General features: G+C 70.4%; 22 protein-coding genes. 12 read left to right on the top strand and 10 right to left on the bottom strand.

The window, feature by feature from the left end; translation table 11 throughout:
- Nucleotides 1-22 precede the first annotated feature (22 nt).
- Genes GIS00_RS03670 through GIS00_RS03660 form a run of 3 tightly spaced genes read left to right on the top strand, consistent with a single transcriptional unit; the run spans nucleotide 23 to nucleotide 1,883 of the window.
- Nucleotides 23-1,141, top strand: a complete 1,119-nt coding sequence (locus tag GIS00_RS03670) for a hypothetical protein (RefSeq protein ID WP_154766995.1) — start codon at nucleotides 23-25, stop codon at nucleotides 1,139-1,141.
- Nucleotides 1,142-1,161: 20 nt separating this feature from the next.
- Nucleotides 1,162-1,551 carry a YidH family protein gene (locus tag GIS00_RS03665; RefSeq protein ID WP_154766994.1) on the top strand — a complete coding sequence of 130 codons (390 nt, stop codon included), beginning with the start codon at nucleotides 1,162-1,164 and terminating at the stop codon, nucleotides 1,549-1,551.
- Nucleotides 1,551-1,883, top strand: a complete 333-nt coding sequence (locus tag GIS00_RS03660; protein WP_154766993.1) for a DUF202 domain-containing protein — start codon at nucleotides 1,551-1,553, stop codon at nucleotides 1,881-1,883. The genes GIS00_RS03665 and GIS00_RS03660 overlap by 1 nt, the downstream gene beginning before the upstream one ends.
- 8 nt (nucleotides 1,884-1,891) lie before the next feature.
- Here GIS00_RS03660 and GIS00_RS03655 read toward each other — a convergent pair whose 3' ends face one another.
- From GIS00_RS03655 to GIS00_RS03645, 3 genes are read right to left on the bottom strand one after another with little or no spacing between them, the layout of a single operon-like run.
- Nucleotides 1,892-2,839 carry an N-acetylglucosamine kinase gene (locus GIS00_RS03655; protein WP_154766992.1) on the bottom strand — a complete coding sequence of 316 codons (948 nt, stop codon included), beginning with the start codon at nucleotides 2,837-2,839 and terminating at the stop codon, nucleotides 1,892-1,894.
- Nucleotides 2,836-4,092, bottom strand: a complete 1,257-nt coding sequence (locus GIS00_RS03650; protein WP_154766991.1) for a 6-phospho-beta-glucosidase — start codon at nucleotides 4,090-4,092, stop codon at nucleotides 2,836-2,838. Before GIS00_RS03650 ends, GIS00_RS03655 begins: the two co-directional genes overlap by 4 nt.
- Nucleotides 4,092-5,114, bottom strand: coding sequence for an ROK family protein (locus GIS00_RS03645; protein WP_154766990.1), 1,023 nt, complete (start codon nucleotides 5,112-5,114; stop codon nucleotides 4,092-4,094). The genes GIS00_RS03650 and GIS00_RS03645 overlap by 1 nt, the downstream gene beginning before the upstream one ends.
- 542 nt (nucleotides 5,115-5,656) lie before the next feature.
- Between GIS00_RS03645 and GIS00_RS03640 the strand changes: the two genes are divergently transcribed.
- Nucleotides 5,657-8,698, top strand: coding sequence for a DUF222 domain-containing protein (locus tag GIS00_RS03640; RefSeq protein ID WP_154766989.1), 3,042 nt, complete (start codon nucleotides 5,657-5,659; stop codon nucleotides 8,696-8,698).
- Nucleotides 8,699-9,183: 485 nt separating this feature from the next.
- On the opposite strand, the gene GIS00_RS03635 is transcribed toward GIS00_RS03640, so the two are convergent.
- On the bottom strand, nucleotides 9,184-11,892 hold the full coding sequence (locus GIS00_RS03635) for an MGH1-like glycoside hydrolase domain-containing protein (RefSeq protein WP_407666786.1): 2,709 nt from the start codon (nucleotides 11,890-11,892) through the stop codon (nucleotides 9,184-9,186).
- A gap of 73 nt (nucleotides 11,893-11,965) precedes the next feature.
- Nucleotides 11,966-14,131 (bottom strand): NAD-dependent DNA ligase LigA, encoded by a 2,166-nt coding sequence (gene ligA / locus GIS00_RS03630; protein WP_322097438.1) that lies wholly within the window; start codon nucleotides 14,129-14,131, stop codon nucleotides 11,966-11,968.
- Nucleotides 14,132-14,287: 156 nt separating this feature from the next.
- Between ligA and GIS00_RS03625 the strand changes: the two genes are divergently transcribed.
- Complete coding sequence (locus GIS00_RS03625; RefSeq protein ID WP_154766988.1) at nucleotides 14,288-14,875, top strand: NADPH-dependent FMN reductase; 588 nt, start codon at nucleotides 14,288-14,290, stop codon at nucleotides 14,873-14,875.
- Here GIS00_RS03625 and GIS00_RS03620 read toward each other — a convergent pair.
- The gene (locus GIS00_RS03620; protein WP_196073100.1) at nucleotides 14,845-15,447 is read right to left on the bottom strand and encodes a 3,4-dihydroxy-2-butanone-4-phosphate synthase; all 603 of its coding nucleotides are present in this window, start codon (nucleotides 15,445-15,447) and stop codon (nucleotides 14,845-14,847) included. The two genes, GIS00_RS03625 and GIS00_RS03620, sit on opposite strands and share 31 nt — an antisense overlap.
- A 134-nt stretch (nucleotides 15,448-15,581) precedes the next feature.
- On the opposite strand from GIS00_RS03620, the gene GIS00_RS03615 reads away from it, so the two are divergent.
- Together GIS00_RS03615 and GIS00_RS03610 are read left to right on the top strand one after the other, a co-directional pair.
- A complete protein-coding gene (locus tag GIS00_RS03615) occupies nucleotides 15,582-16,472 on the top strand; it encodes an alpha/beta hydrolase fold domain-containing protein (protein WP_154766986.1) in 891 nt (296 codons plus the stop codon).
- 44 nt (nucleotides 16,473-16,516) lie between these two features.
- Entirely contained in the window at nucleotides 16,517-17,608 is a 1,092-nt protein-coding gene (locus GIS00_RS03610; protein ID WP_154766985.1) for an LLM class flavin-dependent oxidoreductase, read from the top strand.
- Between the two features lie 40 nt (nucleotides 17,609-17,648).
- Here the strand turns inward: GIS00_RS03610 and GIS00_RS03605 are convergent, their stop codons facing one another.
- From GIS00_RS03605 to GIS00_RS03590, 4 genes are all read right to left on the bottom strand, one after another.
- The gene (locus tag GIS00_RS03605; RefSeq protein WP_154766984.1) at nucleotides 17,649-18,053 is read right to left on the bottom strand and encodes a hypothetical protein; all 405 of its coding nucleotides are present in this window, start codon (nucleotides 18,051-18,053) and stop codon (nucleotides 17,649-17,651) included.
- A gap of 1 nt (nucleotide 18,054) precedes the next feature.
- Nucleotides 18,055-19,116: a phosphotransferase family protein gene (locus tag GIS00_RS03600; RefSeq protein ID WP_154766983.1), complete on the bottom strand. Its 1,062-nt coding sequence runs from the start codon at nucleotides 19,114-19,116 to the stop codon at nucleotides 18,055-18,057.
- Nucleotides 19,117-19,207: 91 nt separating this feature from the next.
- Nucleotides 19,208-20,395, bottom strand: a complete 1,188-nt coding sequence (locus tag GIS00_RS03595; RefSeq protein WP_154766982.1) for a TetR/AcrR family transcriptional regulator — start codon at nucleotides 20,393-20,395, stop codon at nucleotides 19,208-19,210.
- 107 nt (nucleotides 20,396-20,502) lie between these two features.
- Entirely contained in the window at nucleotides 20,503-21,354 is an 852-nt protein-coding gene (locus GIS00_RS03590) for an SDR family NAD(P)-dependent oxidoreductase (protein WP_154766981.1), read from the bottom strand.
- A 156-nt stretch (nucleotides 21,355-21,510) separates the two neighbouring features.
- On the opposite strand from GIS00_RS03590, the gene GIS00_RS03585 reads away from it, so the two are divergent.
- The 5 genes from GIS00_RS03585 to GIS00_RS27205 are packed head-to-tail and all read left to right on the top strand — an operon-like array spanning nucleotide 21,511 to nucleotide 25,764.
- A complete protein-coding gene (locus tag GIS00_RS03585) occupies nucleotides 21,511-22,506 on the top strand; it encodes a DUF7065 domain-containing protein (protein ID WP_154766980.1) in 996 nt (331 codons plus the stop codon).
- 12 nt (nucleotides 22,507-22,518) lie between these two features.
- A complete protein-coding gene (locus GIS00_RS03580) occupies nucleotides 22,519-24,078 on the top strand; it encodes an AMP-binding protein (RefSeq protein WP_154766979.1) in 1,560 nt (519 codons plus the stop codon).
- Complete coding sequence (locus GIS00_RS03575) at nucleotides 24,075-24,581, top strand: flavin reductase family protein (RefSeq protein ID WP_322097437.1); 507 nt, start codon at nucleotides 24,075-24,077, stop codon at nucleotides 24,579-24,581. Before GIS00_RS03580 ends, GIS00_RS03575 begins: the two co-directional genes overlap by 4 nt.
- Before the next feature lie 11 nt (nucleotides 24,582-24,592).
- Nucleotides 24,593-25,303, top strand: a complete 711-nt coding sequence (locus GIS00_RS27210) for a serine hydrolase domain-containing protein (RefSeq protein ID WP_230312742.1) — start codon at nucleotides 24,593-24,595, stop codon at nucleotides 25,301-25,303.
- Nucleotides 25,300-25,764, top strand: coding sequence for a beta-lactamase family protein (locus GIS00_RS27205; protein ID WP_230312741.1), 465 nt, complete (start codon nucleotides 25,300-25,302; stop codon nucleotides 25,762-25,764). Before GIS00_RS27210 ends, GIS00_RS27205 begins: the two co-directional genes overlap by 4 nt.
- Nucleotides 25,765-25,766: the final 2 nt, after the last annotated feature.

The raw sequence follows: 25,766 nt of genomic DNA, 5'->3' as shown, positions 1-25,766 counted from the left end.
CACACAGGGGGAAGGCGCACCGATGACCCGTTTCCGACGCAGGATCCACCTCGCGCTGCTCGCCACGGTCGGCATGGTCGCGGCATCTCTCGCCGCCGCTCCCGTGGCGGTCGCCGCCGCGCCGGTCTTCACCGACGTCCCGACCAACCAGGTCAACGGCGGCCCGTACTTCCCGGTCGTCGGTGACTTCGGTGGCGCGGCCACGGACGACATCTTCTGGTACCACCTGGACGGTGGAGTGAGCTTCCTGTGGCGGTCGAAGGGCGACGGCACCTTCACCTCGACCCCGTACCGGCTCACCGACCGGGTCCGCGCACTGGAGATCGGCGACTTCGTCGGCGACGAGCGCGACGAGATCGTGTTCGCCACCGGCGGGGACCGCCGGGCCGGTTCGATGTGGCGGTTCGACGTGCCCGGCCGGACCATGGTGAGCTCCCCGCTGCCGGACACCGGTGAACGTCGCAGCCCGGTGGCGATCCACAACGCCGCCGCCAAAGACGATCTGCTGATCACCGGGACCCCGACGACGATCGCCCGGTACAGCTGGCCGGTCGGCGGGAAACTGTCCGTCTCCTCCCGTCCGGTGACCACCCCCGGCGGCTACCAGCCCACGGTCGCGGACCTGGACGGGAACGGGTGGGGCGATCTGTACTGGAGCGCACCGGGTGTCACCAGCCGCACCTGGTTCGCACTGCCGACCGGAACCGGCAGCTCGAGATTCCTGGCCAACACGCATCTCGGCTCCGGGTACTCCGAGCTCACGATCCCCGCGCCCCTCGACGGGTGGACGGGCGAGGACCTGTTGAAGGTGAACGTGCAGATCGCCGGCAACGAGGTCACCACCACCGGCTACCTGTGGGGTTGGGCGGACCAGACCATCAGCAGCGGGAAGCCGGTGTCGATCGCCGGGTCCGTGCTCGGCACCGTCCGCACCGGGAGCGCCGACAGCGAGGTGCTCGTACTCGGGGCGACCGGCTCCGTACTGCTCTGGCACGGCACCGGCACCCCGGGGATCCGGTCCACCGGCAATGCCGACAAGGTCGGGTATCGGGCGGTCATCGGCGAGTTCACCGCAAGCGGCCGGAGTTCGATCCTGTGGTGGGCGGCCGGCGCCACCCCGGAGCGGATCTACCTCGGGTAGCTGGCGGTAGCGTGCGGCCCATGACCGACCAGTCCGAGCCCCCGGCCGCACCGGACCGCCGTTGGCCGCGCTCGGTGTTCGGCGTCGGCGAGGAGCCGGACGCACGGTTCACCTTCGCCAACGAGCGCACGTTTCTGGCCTGGATCCGGACCAGCCTGGCGCTGGTCGGTGCGGCAGTGGCGCTGGATGCGTTGAAGGTGCCTGCGGACGCGACCGTGCGGATCATCCTGGTCGTGCTGCTCGCGACGGCGGGTGCGGTACTGCCGATCACCGCGCTGCTTCGGTGGGCCAGATCCGAACGGGCCCTGCGACTCTCCCGTCCGCTGCCGTCGAGCGCCGCGCTGCCGCTGCTGGTCGTGGTGCTGATCGCGGCCGGGATCCTGGTGCTGCTCGCCGGGATCCTGGGCTGATGGAGCCCGGCGCCGGGCAGTTGCCGGACCGGGGTGCGCAGAACGAACGCACCCAGCTGGCCTGGACCCGTACCGCCGCTGCCCTGGTGGTCGGGTTGCTGCTGCTGTCCCGGCTGCTGCTGTCCCGGTGGGTGGTGGCGGGCCTGGTCTTCTTCGTCATCGGCGTCGGGCTGCTGGCGGTGCTGGCTGTCGGGATCCGTCGCCGCTACGCGATTTCCCGGCGGGCGCTCGACCGGGGCACCCCGCACGCGGATGGTGGGCTCATCGCGATCAGCGCGGCGGTCGTGGTGCTGCTCGGTGTCGGTGAACTGGTGCACCTCGCGCTGGCCTGACCTCCTGCTCACCAGGAGGCCCGCAATCGTTGCTCGACATCGGCGGGCGCCGGTCCGCCGAGGTGCGCCTCCAGGGTGAGCAGGGCGGCACCGTGGATCGGCGGGAGATCCGGCACGACCAGCGTCGCGCGGGGGGCCAGGCCGTGCAGGCCCGAGTGCACCATCCGCGTCAGTGGGTCGGCTCTCGCGGCGAGCACACCGCCACCGAGGACGATGTCGGTCTCCGCATCGAGCAGGTCGCACCGGGTCAGCGCGACCCTCGCGAACGCGAGCACCTCGTCGGCCTGGTCCCGCACGAGTTGAACGGCCACCTTGTCGCCGTCCCGGGCGGTTGCGAAGAGCACGGGGACGATCTCGTGCAGCCGCTCGGTCGCGACAGCACCGGTGGACAGGGCGATCCCGCAGTCGACGGCGGTCGTTGTCCCGAACAGGTCCGCGATCGCCGGGGCCAGTTGCGTCCACGGCCCTCGGCCGTCCTCCGCCCTGCAGGCGGCGCGCAGGGACCAGGTCGCCAGGTCCATCCCGCCACCCCGGTCCCCGGTCAAGGGTCCGAGCGCCGGGAACCGGGCGACCTGACCGTGCAGTCCGACACCGACGCAGTTGATGCCGGCTCCGCACACCACCGCGACACCGGTGCTGCCCTTGGAGCCCGACCGCAGCAGGGCGAAGGTGTCGTTGGCGACCGTCAGGACCTCTGCGTGATCCTCGAGCGCCGCGGCGAACCGGTGTTCCTGCTCCGGCAGGTCGGCGTTGGCCAGGTACAGGCCGGCCCTGGCCGGGATCTCACTGCCGGAGGCGCTCCGGATCGCCGACCGCAGCACCTCGAGCGCTGCGGCCTCACCCAGGTGCGGCCGGAAGCCGTCGGTCCGTACCCTGCGCAGCACGGTGCCGTCCGTGGCCAGCACCGCCAGGTCGGTCTTCGAATTGCCGGCGTCCAACGCCAGCAGAGTGGTCATCCGGCCCAGCTGAGATACCGGCGGTTCTCGGCCAGCAGGCGCTCGGTCAGGCTTTCGGCCAGATCCCACTGACCGACGAGCGGGTGGGCCAGCAGCGCCGCCCGCACCCGGTCCGCACCGCCATGGACCGCCGCCTCGAGTGCAAGGTGTTCGTAGGCGGTCACGGCTCCGATCAGGCCGGTGAACAGCGGCGGAACCGATGCGACGGGAAGCGGTGTCGCTCCGTCCGCGCCGATCGTGGACGGGACCTCGATCACCGCGTCGTCGGGCAGGAACGGCAGTGTGCCGGAGTTCCGGACGTTGGCCACCTGGACGTCGCGGCGGTCCCCGAGCAGCGATGCCATCAGCGCGACCGCGGCGTCGGAGTAGTGCGCGCCACCGCGGCCGGCCAGCAGATCGGGCTTGGAGTCGATGGTGGGGTCGGCGTACATCTCGAGGAGTTGCTTCTCCATCGCCGCCACCTCCTCGGCCCGCGAGCCGGTCCCGCGCTGTTCCCGCACCACCTGGTCGTGCAGGTAGAAGTACCGCAGGTAGTACGACGGCACCACTCCGAGCTCCCGCAGCAGGGCGACCGGCAGACCGATTCTGGCCGCGATCGCGTCCCCGTGCCCGGCGAGCAGGCCCGGCAGCACATCCTCGCCGTCCAGCAGCACCCGCCGCTCCCAGGTCAAGTGGTTGAGTCCGACATGATCGAGCTCGACCCGTCCCGGCTCCGTGCCGAGCAGCTCCGCGAAATACCGCTGCAGCCCGATGGCGACGTTGCAGAGACCGACCGCACGGTGCCCTTCCTGCAAGAGCGCCCTCGTGACGATGCCGACCGGGTTGGTGAAGTCGACGATCCAGGCATCCGGATTGACATCCCTCACAGTGTCGGCGATCTCCGTGACCACCGGGACGGTGCGCAATGCCTTGGCCAGGCCGCCCGCTCCGGTCGTCTCCTGACCCACACATCCGCAGTCCAGTGGCCAGCGCTCGTCGCGGGCACGGGCCGCCTGCCCACCGACCCGCAGCTGCAGCAGCACCGCCGCTGCACCGTCCGCGGCCTGCGCGGGGTCGGCGGTCGTGCTGACCCGGGCCGGATGGTCGAGTTTCCGGAGCATCCGCCGGCTCACCGCGGCCAGCAGTTCTCGTCGGTCCTCCGCAGGGTCGACCAGCACGATCTCGTCGACGGGCAGCTCGGTCCGCAGCCGCGCCATGCCGTCGATCAGCTCGGGCGTGTAGGTGGATCCACCGCCCACCACGACGATCTTCATCACTGCTCCTTGGGTCCGACGCGGTCGAGTGTGCTGGCGCGCAGCAGCTCCCGCGCCGCCAGGCCCGCACCCTCGATCACTCCACGGCCGGAGTGATGGGCGATGCGCACGGGCACAGGATGCAATGCAAGATCCGCGATCGCCCGTTGCACGGCCTCCGCCAACTCTCCGCCCCCGGCCTCAGCCGTCGGGCCGGCCAGCACCAGCGCCTGCGGATCCAGCACCGCGACCAGCGGCCGGGCCACAGCCGCATATCGGCGGGCAAGGCGCATCTGTGCCGCCTCCGGATCGGTCTCGGCGCTGGTCATTTCGGCGACGGCGTCCGCGCCCAGCAGATCCTGCCCGGTCCGACCATCGGCGGTGGGTAGGTCGCCGATCTCACCGGCGGCGCCGCCGACTCCTCGAACCACCTGCCCACCGATGACCGCTGCCGACGCGACCCCTTCGCCGCACCAGAGCAGCGCCATCGACTCGAGGCCTTCCCCCGACCCGCTTGCCTGCTCGGCCAGTGCCGCCAATTTGGCGTCGTTCTCGATCCGCACCGTCGCGCCGATGGCCGCTTCCAGGCGTGCGGTGATGCCTGGCCGTTGCCACCCGCGCAACTCGTCGGCGAACCGGACCCGGTCGGCGAGCGCATCGAAGGAGCCCGGCATGCCGATGACCATCGCCTTGATCTGGTCCCGTGTGGATCGCCTCAGCAGTGCCTTCTCGATCTGGGCGGTCGCAGCTCCGCTCCCCCGCCGCACTTCGGACCTCTCGACGACATCACCCTGTGCGGTGAGCACTTCGATCCGGATCCGTTCCTGCTCGACGGACACCGCCGCGGCGACGCCGATACCCGACCCCGCGGCGTACAGCTGCGCATGCGGCCCGGACCTGCCCGCAGCCGTACCCGCAGGCATCATCAGATCAAGGGCGCCGAGACGACGCAGCGACTGGGTCGCAGTCGGTTTCGACAGGAGCGTCGCCAGCGCCAACTCGGCGACCGAGAGCGGCGGCCCCGACAGCAGTGCGGACAGCACCGCCCTGTCGTTCCGCACGCGCAGCGCGCCCGGGGTGCCGGGGACCGGTGTCACAGCCCACCTCCACTCTCTTCCAACTGACAACAAACCTTGTTGTTGGACTGTAGCAGGTCCGAGGGACGGCCGCACACCCCGGATGCAAACGCTTGTCCCGCCGCGAAACAGTGCCGTCGCGGTGACTGTCGGTGGCCTCCGCCATGCTGTTCCCACCCCGATACCTCGGGCCCTCTTCGTTTCAGACTCGCCGCACGGGAGGCGGGAGTACTGATCGCGACATCACCGGCCTGCCGTGCATCCGCGGCGCGGTTCGCGCAATGGACAATCAGCTGTGCGAGAGGACCGGACATGGCAACGGACGGAGCATGTTTCGAGCGGTCGACTCGCAATCACGCAGAGCCTCCGATCGACTGCACAGTGAAGTATTCATGGACAGGTGTTCCAAAGTGGTTGTACGACTGCTACTCTGAGGTGAGTGACCTCCGGGGGGAGGTGGACACAACAGTTCTCGACGTCACATCGACTGGATCGCAGGGGTGGGATTGATGACAGCAACACCGGAGACGCTGCCGGCAGCGCGCCGCGCAGAGGACGCGCTGCACGCGCTGTCCACCCTGTGCCCTGCCGAGCTGTCAGGCCGCAAGGTGGTGGACCTGGTGGCTGCCGGATACCAGGCCATCTCCTACATCCAGGCCGAGCTGCAACCGTTCATGGCGCGCCTCGCGGAACCCGGGGTGATCCCGTCTGCCGAGGGTCTGTTGAAGCACCCGGCGAAGGACAGGGGCGCCGGACATGAACCGCCGAGGCCGGCGGAAGACAGCGACAACCCAACTGAAGAACCCTCAGCGCCATCGGAGGGCAGCGACAGGACGGTTGAAGAGCCCTCCGCCGAGGAGCCCTCCGCGCCGACGGAAGCCAGCGACGGCTCCGCCGAAGGACCCTCAGCGCCACCAGAAGACAACGCCTGCACAGCTGAAGGGGCCTCCACGCCGACGGAGGCCAGCAACAGCGGATCACAGGGATCCTCGGCGCCTGCGGAGGACAGCGCCAACGCGGCGCAGGAACCCTCGGCGTCGGAACGGGTCTACGATCTGCGCGCGTCGAACCCGGACTCGACGGCCGAGTACTTCGATCTGATGGACACCCTGGAGAGGGCCAAAGCGCGGCGGGACACTGCCGGTGGCGAAATCGCTGCTGCCCTGGTGCTCTCGCCCAAGTCGGGGTCGATCTATGTGCAGCGGGCGATCGATCTGATCGAAGAACTGCCCGACACCCTCGCGCTGCTTCGCGAAGGTGTCTTGGATCAGACCAGGGCATCGATGATCCACAAGTACTCCTACAAGCTGCGCGATCAGACGCTGCTGTGCGAGTTCGAACGGCGCGCGTTGAAGGTCGCACCCGGGCGGGCTCCGGCGAAGCTGGAGCCCCTGCTCAAGCGCATCATCGCCGACCTCCAACCCGAAGACACCGCCGAGGTGGAGAAGCGGGCCTTCAACAACCGCCGCACCGGACGCTACGACCTGGACGGCGCGATGGCCCGGTTCTACGCCGACCTCACCGCCGAGAACGCCCAACTGGTGCAGCAGCTGGTGGACCAGATCGCCCGCACCATGGGCAACGCCGGCGGCCGGACGCTGGAGCAGTGCCGGGCGGATGCGTTCGCCGCGATCTTCGAACAGCTCCACACCCACGGCACCATCGATCTGCGTGAGATCCTCGCTGCCGCCGCGCACGTCGCCGCCGGTGGCGACATCCCCGACGAGCACGACGATGACGTCGAGACCTTCAGCGAGGGAACAGACAGCGAGGGAACAGACAGCGAGACCCACGACTTCGCCGCCGAGGACGACGTCGACGAGGCTGCGGCCGGCGAGCCGGACGATCGCGTCGCCGAGGCAAATGGTGACACCGAAACCCCGGCCCCCGAGTCCGCCGCGAGCACCGAGCACCACGTGGACGGCGATCCCTCCGGAACCACCGGCGCCGAGGCCGAGTGCACCGGCGCAGGCGAGGAGACCGATTCTGTCGACCCCACCGCGGCCGAGGACTCAGCAACCTCCGACGCCTCCGACGCCGCAGACGCCGAGAGTGACAGCGAGGGTTCGACCGATAGCCCGGTGGTAAGTGAAAGCTCTGACGCCACCGGAGCTGCCGACGATGCAGATGGCGCCGGGACGGATGACTGCCCTGACGAGGCAGCTGACGCCGGCTCGGTGGGTGATAGCACCGATAGGACGGGCGTGGGCAACGACCCTGACCCCTTCGACATTGCCGAGGACCCCGTCGGCGCCGACACCGAAAGTGATGCCGACCAGGTAGCCGACGACGACCCCGTGGGTGACAGCTCCGACAAGATGGGCGCGGGCAACGACCCTGACCCCTCCGACACTGCCGAGGACCCCGTCGGCGCCCACACCGAATGTGATGCCGACCGGGCAGCCGACGACGACCCCGTGGGTGACAGCTCCGACAAGATGGGCGCGGGCAACGACCCTGACCCCTCCGACACTGCCGAGGACCCCGTCGGCGCCCACACCGAATGTGATGCCGACCAGGCAGCCGACAACGACCCGGTGGGCGACAGCTCCGACATCACCGGTGCGGCTGATGAACCCGTCGACCTGGATGCCGACAGTCACGTTCAGCGCGGCGGCAAGGACGACGACACCGCTGATGCCGGAGTCGACGGCGAAGCCGCCGATGACACGGACTCGCAGCTCGCCGGCGGCGATGGCGAGGCGGGTCCGGAGCCCGAGAACCGTTCCGATTCTGAACATCCCGTGGCCCAGGGAGGTAGCGGATGGTCAGAATCCGGGCCGCCCAACGCTGATCCACCGGGCAACCCGGAGCGCGACGGCGACACTGACGACACCGGTCAGAAGAGCAATCAGGAGCGCACCGCCGCCAGTGATGACGCGGACACCGACGACCCGCCTCCTTTCGATCCCTTCCGGCTCGACGACCCCGACCAGCCGAGACGACACGCACCGAAGTGGAGAGCTCCGGTGTGGCAGGACCGCGCCTTGAACCCGGCGCTGCCCTGGAACGGCGTCATCACCATCTCACTGGAAGCCCTCGCGGGCCTGGCCGACCACCCCGGGGACATGTCCGGGTTCGGGTGCATCTCACCCGACCTCGCCCGCCAACTCCTGAAAGCTGCGAACTCGATCACCCTGCTGGTGATCGACCCGGAGACCGGCGCGCCCGTCGGGGTGTCCGACCGGGTGTACGTCCCGCCCGGGAGTCTGCGCCGCAAGGTCATGCTGTTGACGCAGACCTGTTCATGGGTGGGTTGCAACCGCAAGGCCGAACGCTGCGACGTCGACCACGGCGAGCCGTTCGACCACCACAATCCCGCCGCCGGCGGCAAGACGACTCTGCGCAACCTGCGGCCGCTCTGCCGGTTCCATCACCGGCTCAAGACCTTCACCGCCTGGACCATCACCGAACGCGACGACCGTTCGGCCACCTTGGTCAGCGCCCTCGGCCGCACCACCCGACGACCACCACCCGCCATCACCGACCCCGGCGAATGGGAACCCGCCTGGCAGACCGAGGACCACGATGACGACACCCCGCCGTTCTGACGGGCCTGCGCTACCCCCGGCAGTTCCACGGCGGCCAGGAGTGGGAACAGGGTCGTCACGTCATCGATCCCACCTTCGAGAGGGACAGCGAGCGTCAACCACCGCTCCGGAGCGAGCCGGACCAGAGCGATGCTGCGGTCGACATCGACGATCGCAGTGAGGTTCTCGCCGTCGCCCCCCGGGATGGTCTGCAGGGATCCGGGGACCGCCTCGCCGGTATTCCTGTTGCCGCCGTAGTCGCGGTGGTCGGACACCATGATCGCGACGCAGCCGATCGCCCATGGCACCTCGAAGGGCATCGAGCGCTGGAGATCGGTTCCAGGTGGACACAAGCTGATACTGGGTCCGCTCTCGGAACCACCACAGCCGTACTGCGTGTATCCGGAAACGGTCAGGCCGAGATCCAGACCACCGGGCACGGAGTATGGAGTCCCTCCCAGATCTACTGCGATGGCGGCAGTGCGGGGCAGTTCGAGCAGAGCGGTTCAGCCCCAGCCCTTGGCCCGCGGATCGGGGGGCAGCCGGGGGTTGAGCAGGTGCGCGACGAGCGCGGTCCAGCCGGTCTGGTGCGCAGCCCCCAGTCCTTCGCCGGTATCACCGTCGAAGAACTCGCTGAAGGTGGGATGCACGCTCCAGAGCGGGTCGTCGGAGGCCTCGATCCGGCTGCCGTCCGCCGGCCGCCGCCCGTTGACCGGCCGGAACAGCGCGGTCAGCCCGCGATCGATGATGTCGGCCAGCTCCACCAGCGTGCGCTGCTGCCCCGATCCCGCCGGCACCTCGACCGTGAAGGAGTCGCCGAAATGCCGGCCGTACGTGCGCAGCTTGTCGGCGAGCAGCACGTTGACCGGGAACCACACCGGCCCGCGCCAGTTCGAGTTCCCGCCGAACATCCCGGTCTTCGACTCCCCCGGCTCGTACTCGATGGTCGCCACCTGCCCGTTGACCTCGAAACTCACCGGCTCCTTGTACGCCGCCGACAGCGACCGGATCCCGTACGGCGACAGGAACTCCGACTCGTCGAACATCCGCTGCAGGATCTGCTTGAGCCGCGCCGGATCCACCAGCGACAACAGCATCTTCCGCCCCTCCGGCCCCGACCGGGTCAGCAGCGGACCCATCACCGCCGGCCGGCGCCGCTGCAGCCACCGCAGCCGCGCCGTCACGTCCGGGCATTCCTGGGTGATCCACGACGGCACCTCGGTCGCCCCGAGGATCGGCAGCAGCCCCACCATCGACCGCACCCGCATGTGCGGCGCCTGCCCGTCCGGCTGCACCAGCACGTCGTAGAAGAAGCCGTCCTCCTCGTGCCACAGCGAGATGTTCCTCGAGCCGAAGGAGTTCAGCGCCCGCGCGATGGACAGGAAGTGCTCGAGGAACTTCGTCGCGGTGTCGTCCCACGCCGAGTCGTGCCGGGACAGCTCGAGCGCGATCTTGAACATCTGCTGGCAGTAGAACGCCATCCAGCTGGTCGCGTCCGACTGCTCCAGCCGGAACCCCGGCGGCAACGGCGCCGACCGGTTGAACAGGCCGATGTTGTCCATCCCGAGGAAGCCGCCCTCGAAGATGTTCGATCCCGACGAGTCCTTCCGGTTCACCCACCACGAAAAGTTCAGCAGCAGCTTGGTGAACACCCGCACCAGGAACTCGCGGTCCCGGTACCCGTCGATCCGGTAGACGTGCCACGCCGACCAGGCGTGCACTGGCGGGTTGACGTCACCGAACTCCCACTCGTACGCCGGCAGCTGACCGTTCGGGTGCATCGCCCACTCCCGGCACATCAGCACCAGCTGTTCCTTGGCGAAGGCCGGGTCGACGTGCGCCAGCGGGATGCAGTGGAAGGCGAGATCCCAGGCGGCGAACCAGGGGTACTCCCACTCGTCCGGCATCGAGATGACATCGGCGATCGCCAGGTGGTTCCAGTGCGTGTTGCGCCGCCCGTACTCCTTGCGCTCCTCCGGTGCCGGGTTCACCGCCGGGTCGCCGTCCAGCCACTGCTCCACGTCGTACCGGTACAGCTGCTTGCCCCAGAGCAGCCCGGCATACGCGCGCCGCGCCACATGCCGGTCCTGCTCGTCGAGCTCGGGATGGATGACGGTGGCGTAGAACTCGTCCGCCTCCCGCGCCCGGTCGGCGACGGTCGCGGCGAACGACGGGCCGAACGTCTCCTCCGACGGCGGCGTGGTCGACAGCCGCAGCCGGACCGACACGGTCCCGCCGGCCGGCACCGCGTCGAAGACGTACCGGAAGCCGACCTTCGTGCCCTCCGGTACCGGGTTCACCGCGCCGGTGTCGCCGTGCACGATGTAGTTGTTGATCCCGTCCTTGGTGAACGGCGCCGGGTTCTTCTCCGCTCCGAACAGCGCGACGGCGTTGGTCTCGTTGTCGCAGAAGAGCACCTCGGGCGAGCCCTCACCGGCCAGGTAGTAGTTGCCGAGGAAGCCGTGCAGGCACTCGACGGCCTCCAGCCCGGCGACGGTCAGCGTCGGCGGCAGCAGCTGCTGGATCCGCGAGCGCCGCCGGTCCCGGCCCCAGGCCCAGGTGTTGCGCAGCCAGAGCTGCGGCACGATCTCCAGCGGGGCGGCGTCCGGGCCGTGGTTGACGGCGGTGACGGTGATGCACAGGTCGTCCGGCGCGGCCTTTGCGTAGCCGATGCTGACGTCGAAGAACCGGTGCTCGTCCAGCAGACCGGTGTCCGCCAGCTCGAACTCCCGCTGCTCCCGCGAGCGGTTCCGGTTCTCCTCACGCAACTGCTGGTACGGGTACTCGGCCTGCGGATAGCGGTAGAGCCACTCCATGTACGAGTGGGTGGGCGTCCCGTCGATCGCCCACCAGTACTCCTTGGCGTCCTCGCCGTGGTTGCCCTCCTCGTTGGTGAGGCCGAACAGCCGTTCCTTGAGGATGGGGTCGCGGGTGTTCCACAGCGCCAGCCCGAGGTTCATGAAGCCGAACCGGTCGGAGATCCCGCCCAGTCCGTCCTCGCCCCACCGGTAGGCCCGGGCGACGGCGTGGTCGAAGGGGAAGGCGTTCCAGGCGTCACCGCTGTGCGAGTAGTCCTCGCGGACGGTGCCCCATTGCCGTCCGGCCAGGTAGGGACCCCAGAGCCGCCAGGGTGCGGCCGGTCCGTCGCCCTCGCCGAGCCGCCCGTGCTCCGCGGTGGTGCCCGCGCTGAACCTGCCGAACGGGTCGTCGGTCACCGCTGCGTCGCTCACCGCGCCATTGTGATCATCGGGCGTTTCCGGCCGATGACGCACAGGTGGCCGGGTCCGGTCAGGCGTCCGCGGAACCCTCCGCCTCCCCGATCTGGGCGACCTCGCGGGCGGCGTCCGGGCCCTGGTCCAGCAGCACCCGGAAGCCGGCCTCGTCCAGGATCGGCACCTTCAGGCTCACCGCCTTGTCGTACTTCGACCCCGGTGCCTCGCCGACCACCACGAACGCCGTCTTCCCGGACACCGACCCGGCTGCCTTCGCCCCGCGCTCCAGCAGCGCGTTCTTCGCCTCGTCCCGGGAGAAGGTCTCGAGGGACCCGGTGACCACCACCGACAGGCCGGCCAGCGTCTGCTCCGGGCGGTCGGTGACGTCGTCGGCCATCCGGACGCCGGCGGCCCGCCACTTCTCCACGATCTCCTTGTGCCAGTCGACCCCGAACCACTCGGTCACCGAGCGGGCGATGGTCGGGCCGACACCGTCGGCGGCGGCCAGCTCGGCCTGGCCCTCCTCCGAGGCGGTGGCCGCCTCGATGGCATCCAGCGAGCCGAACTGCTGGGCCAGCGCACGGGCGGCGGTGGGCCCGACATGCCGGATGGACAGGGCGACCAGCACCCGCCACAGCGGCTGCTGCTTGCGCTGCTCCAGGTTGGTCAGCAGGATCCGGCCGACCTCGGTGAGCGCATCGTCCTTGGCCCGGTGGAACAGCGGCGCCCGCTTCAGGTCGTCCGCGGTGAGGCCGAAGATGTCCCCCTCGTCCTGCACCACCCCGGAGCCGAGCAGGCTCTTCGCCGCCTCGTACCCCATGCCCTCGATGTCGAAGGCGCCCCGGCCGGCCAGATGGAAGATCCGCTCCCGCAGCTGCGCCGGGCAGGACCGCGAGTTGGGACAACGGATGTCGACGTCGCCCTCCTTCATCGGCCGCAGCTCGGTGCCGCACTCCGGGCAGTGCGTCGGCATCACGAAGGCCCGCTCGTCGCCGGTGCGCAGGTCGACCACCGGACCGAGCACCTCGGGGATCACGTCGCCCGCCTTGCGGATCACCACGGTGTCGCCGATCAGCACTCCCTTGCGGACGACCTCCTCCTGGTTGTGCAGGGTGGCCATGCCGACGGTGGAGCCGGCCACCAGCACGGGCTCGAGGACGGCGAACGGGGTGACCCGACCGGTGCGCCCGACGTTGACCTGGATGTCGTTGAGCTTCGTGGTCGCCTCTTCCGGCGGGTACTTGTAGGCGATCGCCCAGCGCGGCGCCCGGGAGGTCGATCCCAGCCGGCGCTGGATGCCGATCTGGTCCACCTTGACCACGAGACCGTCGATGTCATGGCTGATGTCGTGCCGGTGCTCGTGCCAGTAGGCGACCCGGGCGGCGACCTCGGCGGCGGTGTCGACCACCTTGTTGTGCTCGGAGATGGGGAGCCCCCAGGCCCGCAGCCGCTCGTAGGCCTCGGACTGCCGGGTCATCTCGAAGCCCTTCCGGGCGCCGATGCCGTGGCAGAGCATGGTCAGCGGGCGGGAGGCGGTGACCTTCGGGTCCTTCTGCCGCAGCGAGCCGGCCGCCGAGTTCCGCGGGTTGGCGAACGGCGCCTTGCCCGCCGCGACCAGCTGGGCGTTCAGCTCCTCGAAACCGGCCAGCGGGAAGAACACCTCGCCGCGTACCTCCACCAGCTCGGGGATGTCGTGGCCGCCGTCGTCGCGCAGCCGCTCCGGGATGACGTCGATGGTGCGCACGTTGAGGGTCACGTCCTCCCCCACCCGGCCGTCGCCGCGGGTGGCAGCACGCACCAGCCGGCCGCGTTCGTAGGTGAGGCTGATCGCCAGACCGTCGATCTTCAGCTCGGTGAGCCACTCGACCTCGCCACCGGCGTCCCGGCCGGTCTTGGCCAGCCACTCGGCGAGTTCGTCGGCGGAGAACACGTTGTCCAGGCTCAGCATCCGCTCCGCGTGCTCCACCGGCGCGAATCCGGTAGCGAACCCGCCGCCCACCTTCTGCGTCGGCGAGTCCGGCGTCTGCAGGGCCGGGTGCTCGTCCTCGATGGACTGCAGCTCGCGCAGCAGGGTGTCGAACTCGCCGTCGGACAGCGTCGGGGCGTCCAGCACGTAGTAGCGGAACTGCGCGTCGGTGATCCGCTCGGCGAGCTCGGCGTGCCGGTGGGCGGCCTCCGCGGGCACCTCCGCCGCCACCTGGGCGGCTTCCGGCAGGTCGGGGAGATCGGCGCTCTTGCTCACCCCGGCAGCGTAGCCAGGGGTGCCGACAGCGGCCCGTCCGTGAGCACGGTCACCGCCGGGCGGCTGGCGGAAGAACTTCGCAAGTGCAAAGGTTGACACGTCACAGACATTCGTGAAGAGCAGGCAGAGCCGGCAGTACAGAGCGAGGAGCAGGCCATGTCGACCCTGAAGGTCATCATCGCGTCCACCCGGCCGGGTCGGATCGGGCTGCCGATCGGCACCTGGATCACCGAGGTCGCCCGCCGGCACGGCGGTGTCGACCGCGTCGAGGTGCTGGACCTGGCCACCATCGACCTGCCGATGTTCGACGAGCCGCACCACCCGCGGCTGCGGCAGTACGTGCACCCGCACACGCAGGCGTGGTCGGCCGCTGTCGACGAGGCGGACGCCTTCGTGATCGTCTCGCCGGAGTACAACTTCTCCTTCACCGGCGCCCTGAAGAACGCCCTGGACTACCTGTCCCAGGAGTGGGCCTACAAGCCCGTCGGCCTGGTGACCTACGGCGGGATCTCGGGCGGCACCCGCGCCGCCCACGCGATCCGCCAGGTCGCCTCGGTGCTGAAGATGGTGCCGGTGCCGGAGGCCGTCGCGCTGCCGATGGTGTTCCCGCAGGTGGTCGACGGGGAGTTCGTTCCGACCGCGGCGAACGAGCAGGCCGCGGGTGTCATGCTCGACGAGATCGCCAAGCTGGAAGGGGCTCTCGCCCCACTGCGTCAGCCGGCCGTCGCGAGCACCCCGGCCTGATCGCCTGCCGGCGGCCAGCAGCGCGCCAGGTCGGCGGTTTCCGAGATGTCGACCACGGGTAGGCCGTGCCGGTGGGCGAACCGCCGCGCGGCCGCGACGTCCGCCATGCGTAGCGGATCGGCGGGGTCGACCAGGTCGGTGAACGCGGCGACCGCGACACCGGTGGATGCGGCGGCCAACCGGAGGGCGGCGGCCGCGGCCCGCGCCCGGGGTGGTGCGCTGCCCAGCTCCGGCACCAGCACCACGGGTACGTGCCCGGGATGGTGGAAGTCGTCCGGCCCGGAGTCCGGCCGGGCCAGGGCACGGATGGTCGCCGACCGGTCGTGCGCCGAGATCCCGGTCCCCGATCCGGCCGCGAGATCCACCGAGAGCAGCGCCCGGGAGTCGGGTCCGGTGCCGGACATCCGGTGCAGCCGGAGCCTGCTGCGCACCGCCGGCCCGATGCCCACCTGCAGGTAACCGGAGCCGTACCGGACCAGCAGCGCCACCGCTTCCGGGGTGCTCGCGGCCGCCGCCAGGGCGAGCACGCCACGGTCCAGGAAGGGATCGAGCAACACCGTCGTCGTGTTCATCGCGCCGAGGATAGTTACAGATGATTCTCCGAGCAAGGTCACCATTGCTGCACGTCACTGCATGGCGAATGAGGACTCATTCTGTTACCGTCGCCACATACACCTGAGATGGGCCGATGTGACATGGAGGTCAGATGGCCAGAAGCGACGCTCTCGACCGCGCCGAGGACGTGTACCGGAACGGGTTCCCGGACGCCGAGAACGCGACCGTCGAGATCCTGCGGGAGCAGTACGACGCGATGCTGCTGCAGTTCCCGCTGCCGGAGGGCACCACGGTCACCGGGATCGACGCCGGCGGCGTGCCGGCGCTCGAGGTGCGGGCCGCGGGTGCCGTCTCCGGCAAGGTGCTGGTCTGGTTCCACGGCGGCGGGTACGTGCTCGGCAGCGCCCGTGGTTTCACCGGCCTGGCCGCGGCGTTCTCCGCCGCACTGGGCTTCCCGGTGATCCTGCCGGACTACCGGCTGGCACCGGAGAACAAGTTCCCGGCCGCCGCTCTCGACGGCGCGGCGGTGCTGCGCTGGGCGGTGGCGACCTACGGACCGGGTGCGACCGTGGTCGGCGGCGACTCCGGCGGCGGTGGCCTGACCTTCGCCGCGCTCGCGATGCTGGTCGCCGGCGGGGAGCCGGTCCCGGCCGCCGCGATGGCGATCTCGCCGCTGGTCGACTTCACCGCCGAGAGCGGGACCATCGACAGCAACGCGGCGTTCGACGTCGCGGTGTCCCGCGGCTCCATCGGCAACCTCCGTGCCGCCTACCTGCAGGGCGACGATCCCCGGGACCCGGTGGCCTCCCCGCTGTTCGGCGCACTCGGCGGCCTGCCGCCGGTGCACGTGGTGGTCGGCTCCACCGAGGTGCTGCTGGACGACGCCCGTTCCCTGGTGGACGGCATCACCACGGCCGGCGGCACCGCCGATCTGACCGTCTACGACGACATGTGCCACGTCTGGCCGCTCTTCGCCTCCTTCCTGCCGGAAGGGCAGGCCGCGGTCGAGCAGCTGGCCGGCTTCGCCCACAAGTACCTCTGACACCCGCATCCCGAGAACAGCCGCACCCCGAGAGGACCTGCATCATGCGGATCACCTACCAGATGTTCATGGCCAACCCGGCGAACCTGGACGACCACGACTTCTACGCCAAGGAGCTGCACCTGGCGGAGCTCGCCGACGAGCTCGGCTTCGACGGGATCTGGTGCGTGGAGCACCATTTCGACAGCGAGTACTCGATGAGCCCGGACAACCTGATGATCCTGGCCTACCTCGCCGGCCGGACGAAGAACGCCACGCTCACCACCGGCGGGGTCATCCTGCCGTGGAACGACCCGCTGCGGGTGGCCGAGAAGATCAGCCTGCTGGACATCCTGTCCGGCGGCCGCGCCCAGCTCGGCATCGGCCGCGGCCTGTCGAAGGAGGAGTACGACACCTTCGGCATCGACATGAACACCTCCCGCCAGCGCTCCGACGAGTCGCTGACGATGGTGCTGGACGGACTGCGCTCCGGCACCGTCCGCGGCAGCGGGCCGTTCTACCCGCAGCCGGAGGCGCCGCTGCGGCCCCGCCCGATGCACGACATGACCGGCGACGTGGTGAACATCGCGATGTCCGCTGACTCCCGGCTGGCCGCCGCCGAGAACGGTACCACCATCGCCTCTTTCGCCCAAGGACCGGTCGAGGTGCACCTGGCGGACATCGAGGAGTGGCGCGCGAAGTACCGCGAACTGCAGGGCACCGAGCCGCCGCTGCCGGTGATGACCGACCACATCTACTGCTCGGCCGACGCGGCCGAGGCGGAGGCCACCTCGCGGGAGTACGTGACCCGGCACTTCCTGAAGACCATGCAGCACTACGGTTTCGACAAGGCCAACCACTTCGACGAGATCAAGGGCTACCAGTCCTACGCGGCGATGGCCGACGCGCTGCAGGCGGCCGGCAAGCAGGCGGCCTGCGACGGCTACTGGGCGGCGCAGATCACCGGCACCCCAGAGCAGATCGTCGCCCGCATCAAGGAGCGGTACGAGGCGTTCGGCGACTACAACCAGAACTTCGGGTTCTCCTACGGCGGCATGCCGCACGACAAGATCGAGGCCAGCCTGCGGCTGTTCGCCGCCGAGGTGCTGCCGGCGCTGCGTGAGGCCGGCCTGGTCGCCACCCCGGTCCCGGCCTGACCTGACCCGACCTGATGTGAACGACCTGCGACCCGCGCCTTCAGCCGCCGATGGTGGAGGCGCGGGTCGCTGTCGACATGCCCCGTCGCAGTTCGGCATCGGTCCAGGCGAGCACGGCCGCGATGGTGTCCTGCGGGTCCTGGTCGGCCGTGTAGGTGCCACGGATGCGGTCACCGACCGTGCGTAGCCTTCCGGCGCGGTCACCTTCGGTCGGGGGCAGGCCGAGGGTGGTCTCGAGGTCTGCGAGATCGGCTTCCTCGGCGGCTTTCTCGTCCGGTGACCAGGTCAGTCCGCCGGCGATGTTGTCCAGCAGCTCGACCGCCGACAGCAACTCGGCGCGGGCGAAGTCGGCCCCGCGGCCGGGCAGCGCGTCGAGCACCGGCCCGGCGAGAGCGTCCCGCACCGAGCGCAGCAACTGTTCCGGATCCAATGGCAGCACAGCCATCTCATTCTCCCCATTCGCGGTCGCGCAGCATCTGCGCCAGCCAGTAGAGCCCGTAGTGCACCGAGTGCGCCATGTTCGCGTAGCGCAGGTCGCCGCGGCTGCCGTCCGAGTACATCCGCACCGCCTGCAGGCAGCCGACGGCCGTCTTCACCAGGCCGAGCACGGTCCAGTAGCGCAGTGACTCCGTGCTCGGCCGCCAGCCGGCCGCGACGGCGTAGTGGTCGAGGAACTCGTCCTCCCGCAGCAGCCTGCCCCAGGACGCCGACCGGCCGCGGAAGGTCCGCATCCCGAACCAGGCGAGATCCGCTGCCGGGTCGCCCAGGTGGGCGGTCTCCCAGTCCAGCACGCAGGACAGCCGGCCGTCGGTCAACACGATGTTGCCGACGCGGAGATCGTTGTGCACCAACGCCACCCGGCCGGACACCGCACCGGTGCGCGCGTGCAGCCAGTCCAGGGCCAGGTCGAGCAGCGGGACCGGGGTGGCCGGCACCGCACGGTAGGCGGCATCCCAGTGCCCGACCTCCCGGACCGGCGACCGGGCCTCGTCCGGGGTGGTTCCCAGCACCCGTGCGAGCTCCGGGTCGTCGACCGGCCCGGCGTGCAGAGTGGCCATCACAGCGGCGATGTCGCGTCCGAGCCGGGCCCGGTCGGCTGGGTCGGGCAGTTCCCGGCCGAGGTCGCCGGGCAGCGGGATCCGGCCCTGCGCCTGCTCCATCACGAAGAACCCCCGGCCGCCGGTGCCACCGACCCGGTGCGCCAGCACCCGGGGTACCGGGCAACCGGACCGGGCGGCGGCGGCCAGCAGGACGACCTCCCGGTCGACGTCGTAGTCGCCGACGATCCCGGCGACCGGTTGCCGCTTGACGGCGATCGGCGTCCGCCGCGGCCGTCCGTCCGTCGACCACTCCACGGTCGCGAGATAGGTCTCCCACGAGTTGCCCTCGCTACGGCGGTCCACCCCGGTCAACCGGACCGGCCCGTCCGCTCCCCACTCCCGCTGCACCGTGCCGGCCAGGTCGTCGAGGAACTCCGGCACCGGGGCCGGCGGGGTGGTAGCGGTCATCGTCGGTCGCCTCTCTTCCGCCCTCCAGCCTACGTGAATCCTGGTTCTGCCACCAAGGCACCGCATCACAGACGACAGTGAGGGATGGTTTTCAGCTGTGCAGGACCGACAGGGAGATGGACCGGAGCTCGCTGCGGATGTGCGGGCGGTCCCGCATGGCCGGGATCTGGGTGGTCTCGTTGATCAGCGCGAGGGTGGTGCGGACCAGGGCTGGTGCCTCGGTCGCCGGCAGTTCCGGCCGAACCGCGAGCAGCGCGGCCGTCCACTCGTCGAGGTACTCGCGCTCGGTGCGCTGCAGCGCCTGCTGCGTCTCCGTCGGCAGGTAGATGACGTCCGCGGTGAGGATGCCGAGCAGTCGCCGGTGCGGGCCCAGCGCCAGCTCGAGATAGGTGTCCAGGATCGTCCAGAGCGCGTCCTGGGCGTCGGCCGCCCAGGCCAGCCGGTGCGCGGTCACGTAGTTGATGCCGTCGGCGCCGCGGGAGAGCATCAGCTGCAGCAGCTCGGCCTTGCTCGAGAAGTGCTGGTACACACTGGCGATCGAGACGGCGGCGGCCGCGGCGATGTCCTCGATGCCGACCGCGTAGTACCCCGAGGAATCGAAGAGCCGCGCCGCTGCGTGCAGGATCCGGTCCCGCCGGCCCGCGGGCCGGCGCTCCAGATCGACCGGCGGGGTACCGGCGTCGTCGTGGGCGGTGCTCAGGTCGGTCATCACCACGGACCTGCCCATGGCGATCAGCACCCGGGACAGCGTGGTGGGGTCCAGCTGGGCCCGGTAGTGCCTGGCGTTGGAGAACACGGAGAGCACCACCCAGCCGAGCAGCACGGCGTCCGGTTCCTCGAGATCGGGGCGGGCGCCGCGGATGATCCGCACCGTGTCGGCCAGCACGCTGCGCAGCTGCCGGCGGAACTGCTGCTGCTCGTCCCCCGCCAGGTGCCGCCGCTCCCGTTTCCAGAGCAGTGCCTCCTCCACGTCGACCACCAGCGCGGCCAGGTCGGCGAAGTAGAGGTCCAGCCGTTCGGCGCCGGTGCCGTCCACCGTCAGGCTGCGCGACGCCACCCCGGCGACCAGGTCGAGCTGCGCGAACAGCGCCTGCGCCAGGATGTCGTGCTTGTTGCGGAAGTGCCGGTACAGCGCCGGACCGGTCAGCCCGACCGCGACCGCGATGTCGTCCATGCTGACGTTGTGGTAGCCGAACTCCTGGAACAACCGCGCGGAGGCGTCCATCAGCTGCACGCGGCGCCGTGACCGCCGGTCGGTGCCGGGCGTCGGTGCAGCCACTGGCGTCGACCCTCCCGTCCCGCGTGCGGTCCGGGCCGGTGCCCGGTGCGTCCCCACCGTCCTCGGTGCTGAGTCTGCCACCAGGCCTGCGGGGATCCGGTGCGGGTTCACACCGACTGCAGCCCGCCGGCGCACTCGAGGACCTGACCGGTCACGTAGGACGACTCCGGGGAACAGAGCAGCCACACCGCGCCGGCTGCCTCCTCCGGGGTGCCGGCCCGCCCCAGCGGCGCCGCCGAGGCGCCGCTCTCCAGGACGGACAGGATGCTCTCGGTGGCGCCCACGGTGACCGGACGGCCACCCACCTCGGTGGTGCTGTCGGCGCCGACCGCGGTGGTCAGCCGGGTGGTGATGATGCCGAAGGCGACCGCGTTCACCGTCACGTTGTACCGGCCCCACTCCTTGGCCAGGGTGCGGGTGAGGCCGAGCAGCCCGGCCTTGGCGGAGGAGTAGTTGGCCTGGCTCGCGCTGCCGGCCGTGCCGACGATCGACGACACGTTCACCACCTTGCGGCACGGCACCGGGACCCCGGCCGCCTGCTCGGCCTTCACCGCCGCGCGGATCACCGGCTGGGCGGCCCGCAGGATCCGGAACGGTGCGGTCAGGTGCACCTCGATCAGCGTGTCCCACTGCTCGTCGGACATGGCCCCCAGGTACGCGTTCCAGGTGTATCCGGCATTGTTGACGATGATGTCCACCCCGCCGAACGCCTGCACCGCGGCTCCCACGAAGCGGTCCGGGAAGTCATGGCCGGTCACCGATCCGGCGCAGACCACCGCCCGGCCGCCGCGGGCGACGATGCCGTCGGCCACCTCCTGCGCCGGGCCCGGGTCCAGGTCGTTCACCACGATGCGGCAGCCCTCGGCGGCCAGCTTCTCGGCCACCGCCCGGCCGATCCCCCGGCCGGCGCCGGTCACCAGCGCCACCGGGCCGCACTGCCCGTCCGCCGTGTCCTGCATCGTCGCGCTCTCCCCTCGTGCCACCGGCACTACTGATCAGAACTGAAACTAACAGTACGGCGAACAGTACTGATGAAATGGCATGTTGACCATCTGCATGGCCGGAACTAGCCTTCACTTCGACGCAAGTGGGCAATGCTGCCGACAGGAGTGGCGATGGATGAGCGGGACCAGCAGGTGTGGACCTCCTGCAAGTACGGCGCCGATGCGGAGGAGACGCACGACGGCTCCGGGATCGGGAACTGGAACGAGAGCTACTACCTGAACTTCGTGGATCCGGTGGCCCAGATCGGCGGCCTGCTGCGGGTCGGCAACCGACCGGGACTGGGGTACAAGGAGGCCTCGGTGCAGCTGACCCTGCCGGGCGGCGCGATCGCCTTCCGCGCCGGGCGGGAGCAGAACGCCACGAACGACGACTTCGCCAGCCAGGGACTGGAATTCGTCGTCAAGACACCGACCCGCACGGTGTCGGTGCGGTACTCGAACAGCGTCGCGCGGATCGCCACCCCGGCCCTGATGGCCGACCGCCCGCGGATCGTGCTGAAGAACAGCCCGGCCGAGAAGTGCACCATCGACCTGACTTTCGAGGCCACCAGCCCGCTGTTCGTCACCGACCCCGACCAGCTCGGTGACTGCACGCCGGGCGGCTCGGTGATCGCTGCCGACCACTACGAGCAGTTCGGCGAGATCAGCGGCGAGATCACCGTCGGGTCGAGGACCTGGGGCCTGGACCGGGTCACCGCCATGCGCGACCACTCCTGGGGACCGCGGGAGTGGGCCTCGTTCACCGGCGAGTGGCTCTGTGCGTATTTCGCCGACGGGACCCGGGTCACCGCCTACAGCGAGACCGAGGACTCCGGTGCACGTTCCGTGGGCGGCGTGGTGGTCACCGCCGACAACGTGCTGCACCCGATCACCGCGTTCACCGTCGTCACCGACTACGCCGGCGAAGCGACCTGGAACGGGCGTTACCGGGCCACCCTGCGGGCGCAGGGTCTGCCGATGATGGTGCTCGACGGCACCATCCGGCACCTGGTGCCGGTCACCCAGGCCACCGAGGACCGCCGGGTCCGGATGGCGCAGATGACCGTCGACTTCGTCGGACCGGAGGGCGGCTGGGCGGCCGCCGAGTTCCTCCGGCCGCTGCGGTGAAGGGAGAGCACCATGTACCCGGGTGAACATGCCAGGACCACGCCGGACCGGCCGGCGATCATCATGGCCGGCAGCGGCGAGACGCTGAGCTTCGCCGAGCTGGACCGCCGGGCGAACCGGCTGGCGCACCTGTTCCGCGACATGGGGTTGCGGCGCAAGGACCACGTCGCCTTCCTGGTGGAGAACCACATCGAGCTGCTGGTGGCGATGTCCGCCGCGGAGCGCACCGGGCTGTACTACACCCCGATCAACGCCTTCCTCTCCGCTGCCGAGGCCGCCTACATCGTCAACGACTCCGGTGCCCTGCTGGTGCTCTCCTCGAGGGCGAAGCGTGAGGTGGCGGCCGACCTGCCGGCGCTCTGCCCGGCGGTGCGGCGGTGGATCATGCTGGACGTCGACGCACCGACGGACGGCTTCGAGCCGTACGCCGCGGCGGTCGCCCCGTTCCCCGACACCCCGGTCCCCGACGAGCGTCTCGGCACGCCGATGTTCTACTCTTCCGGCACCACCGGTGTGCCGAAGGCGATCGTCCGCGGCCTGCCGGACCGGGATCCCGGCGAGATGCTCGACATCGAGGCCTTCGGTCGGCAGGTGTTCCACCTGCGCGAGGGTGGCATGGTCTTCCTCTCCCCCGCCCCGCTCTACCACTCCGGACCGCAGTCCAGCGTGGCCATCGCACTGCGTCTGGGCGGCACCTCGGTGGTGATGGAGAAGTTCGACGCCGAGACCTATCTCGCGCTGGTGCAGCAGTTCGGGGTGACCCATTCCATGGTGGTGCCCACCATGTTCTCCCGGCTGCTCAAGCTGCCGGCGGTGATCCGCGAGCGCTACGACCTGTCCACCCTGGAGGCGGTCGTGCACGGCGCCGCTCCGTGCCCGATGCCGGTGAAGCAGGCGATGCTCGAGTGGTGGGGCCCGGTCATCTACGAGTACTACGGAGCCACCGAGGCGAACGGGATCACCGGCTGCGGCCCCGAGGAGTGGCTGGCGCACCCCGGCACCGTCGGCCGGCCGATCCTCGGCGAGGCGGTGATCCTCGACGACGACGGCCGCCCCTGCCCGCCCGGGGTGCCGGGCACGATCTGGTTCCGAGGCGGCAACAGCAACTTCGAGTACCTCAACGACCCGGAGAAGACCGCCGCCGCACGGCATCCCAGCGGGACCATGACCATGGTCGGCGACATCGGCTACCTGGACGAGGACGGCTATCTCTACCTCACCGACCGGCACGCGTTCGTCATCATCTCCGGCGGGGTCAACATCTACCCGCAGGAGGTGGAGAACCTGCTGGTCTCCCACCCGTGGGTGATGGACGCCGCGGTGATCGGCGTGCCGGACGACGACAAGGGCGAGGCCGTCAAGGGTGTCGTGCAGCTGGTGGACGGGATCGAGGCCGGCCCGGCGACCGAGAAGGCACTCATCGACCACTGCCGGTCCGCGCTGGCCCGGTTCAAGTGCCCGCGCAGCATCGACTTCGTGGACGAGCTGCCCCGGCTGCCCACCGGCAAGCTCTACAAGCGCAAGCTGCGCGACACCTACTGGCCCGCCGCGGAACCGGTGAGTGCGCAGTGACCCCCTCGACGCTCATCGAGCTGCACGCACCGGCCGGCGATCCGCTGGTGCTGCGACAGGTCTACGGCTGCTTCCCGTCCGGGGTCACCGCCCTGTGCGCCGAGATCGACGGCGCCGAGGTGGGGATGGCGGCGAGCTCGTTCACCTCGGTGTCGGTGTCGCCCCCGCTGGTCTCGGTCTGTGTGCAGGACACCTCCACCACGTGGCCGAAGCTGCGCGGCGGCGCGCGGATCGGGGTCAGCGTGCTGGCCGCCGGGCACGACGCGGCCTGCCGGTCGCTGTCGGCGAAGAACGGCGACCGGTTCGCCGGGGTCGACCGGGAGACCACCGACACCGGCGCCGTCCTGGTCCGCGACGCCGCGGCCTGGATGGAGTGCTCGATCGAGTCGGAGCTGCCCGCCGGTGACCACACCATCGTGCTGCTGCGGATCCACCGCATGCGCGCCAACGCCGCCGAGACGCCACTGGTGTTCCACGGCAGCACCTTCCGCTCGCTGGCCTGAAGGGAAGCAGCATGGACACCGGCACGGCACCGCTGCACGGCAGCACCGATCAACGCTTCTCCGCGGTCCGGGACAGCTTCCGGGCCCGGTTGGACTCCGGCGACGACCTCGGCGCCGGCCTGCACGTGCGGATCGGCGACGAGGTGGTGGTCGACCTGTGGGGCGGGCACCGGGATCCCGCCCGCACGGTGCCGTGGTCCGAGGACACCATCACCAACGTCTGGTCGACGACCAAGACCGTCACCAACCTGGCGATGCTGCTGCTCGTCGAACAGGGGCTGCTCGACGTCGACGCACCGGTGGCCGCCTACTGGCCGGAGTTCGCCGCGGCCGGCAAGGAACAGGTGCTGGTGCGGCACGTGATGGGCCACACCTCGGGCGTCTCCGGCTGGGAACGCCGGCCCTTCACCACCGCCGACATGTACGACCGCGCAGGCTCCGTCGCACTGCTGGCGGCCCAGGCGCCGTGGTGGACCCCCGGCTCCGCCTCCGGGTACCACGGCAACACCCAGGGTCACCTGCTCGGCGAGATCGTGCGCCGGGTCAGCGGTCTGCCGCTGCGCGAGTTCGTCGCGGAGCGGATCGCCGGCCCGCTCGGCGCCGACTTCGGCATCGGCGCCCGGCCCGAGGACCGTTCGCGCATCGCGGACATCGTGCCGCCACCACCACTGCCCTTCGACATCTCCGGGATGGACCAGGACAGCCCGCCTACAAGTCGATGACCGGCCCTGCCTCCACCGCCGAGGACGCCAACACCGACGCCTGGCGGGCCGCCGACATGGGTGCGCTCAACGGCCACGGCACCGCCCGCGGCATCGCGACGATCCTGTCCGCGATCCCGAACGGCGGCAGGATCGACGGGCAGCGGTGGCTGTCCCCGGAGACCATCGGGCTGATCTTCCGCGAACAGGCCAACGGCACCGACGTGATCCTCGGGATGCCGCTGCGCTGGGGCATCGGGTACGCGCTCCCCCTCCCCGGGCTGCCGCTGCCGGCGACGGTGGCGCAGCGACCGGACCGCCGGATCTGCTTCTGGGGCGGCTGGGGTGGCTCGCTGGCGATCATGGACCTGGACCAGCGGATGACCTTCGTCTACGTCCCGAACAGGATGGGCGCCGGGCTGATCGGCGGGCCGCGCAGCGACGACCACCTCACCGCGGTGTACGCGGCGCTGGAGGGCTGAAG

It is taken from the genome of Nakamurella alba (assembly GCF_009707545.1).
GTDB lineage: Bacteria > Actinomycetota > Actinomycetes > Mycobacteriales > Nakamurellaceae > Nakamurella > Nakamurella alba.
This window is presented reverse-complemented; position numbering and strand designations above follow the sequence as displayed.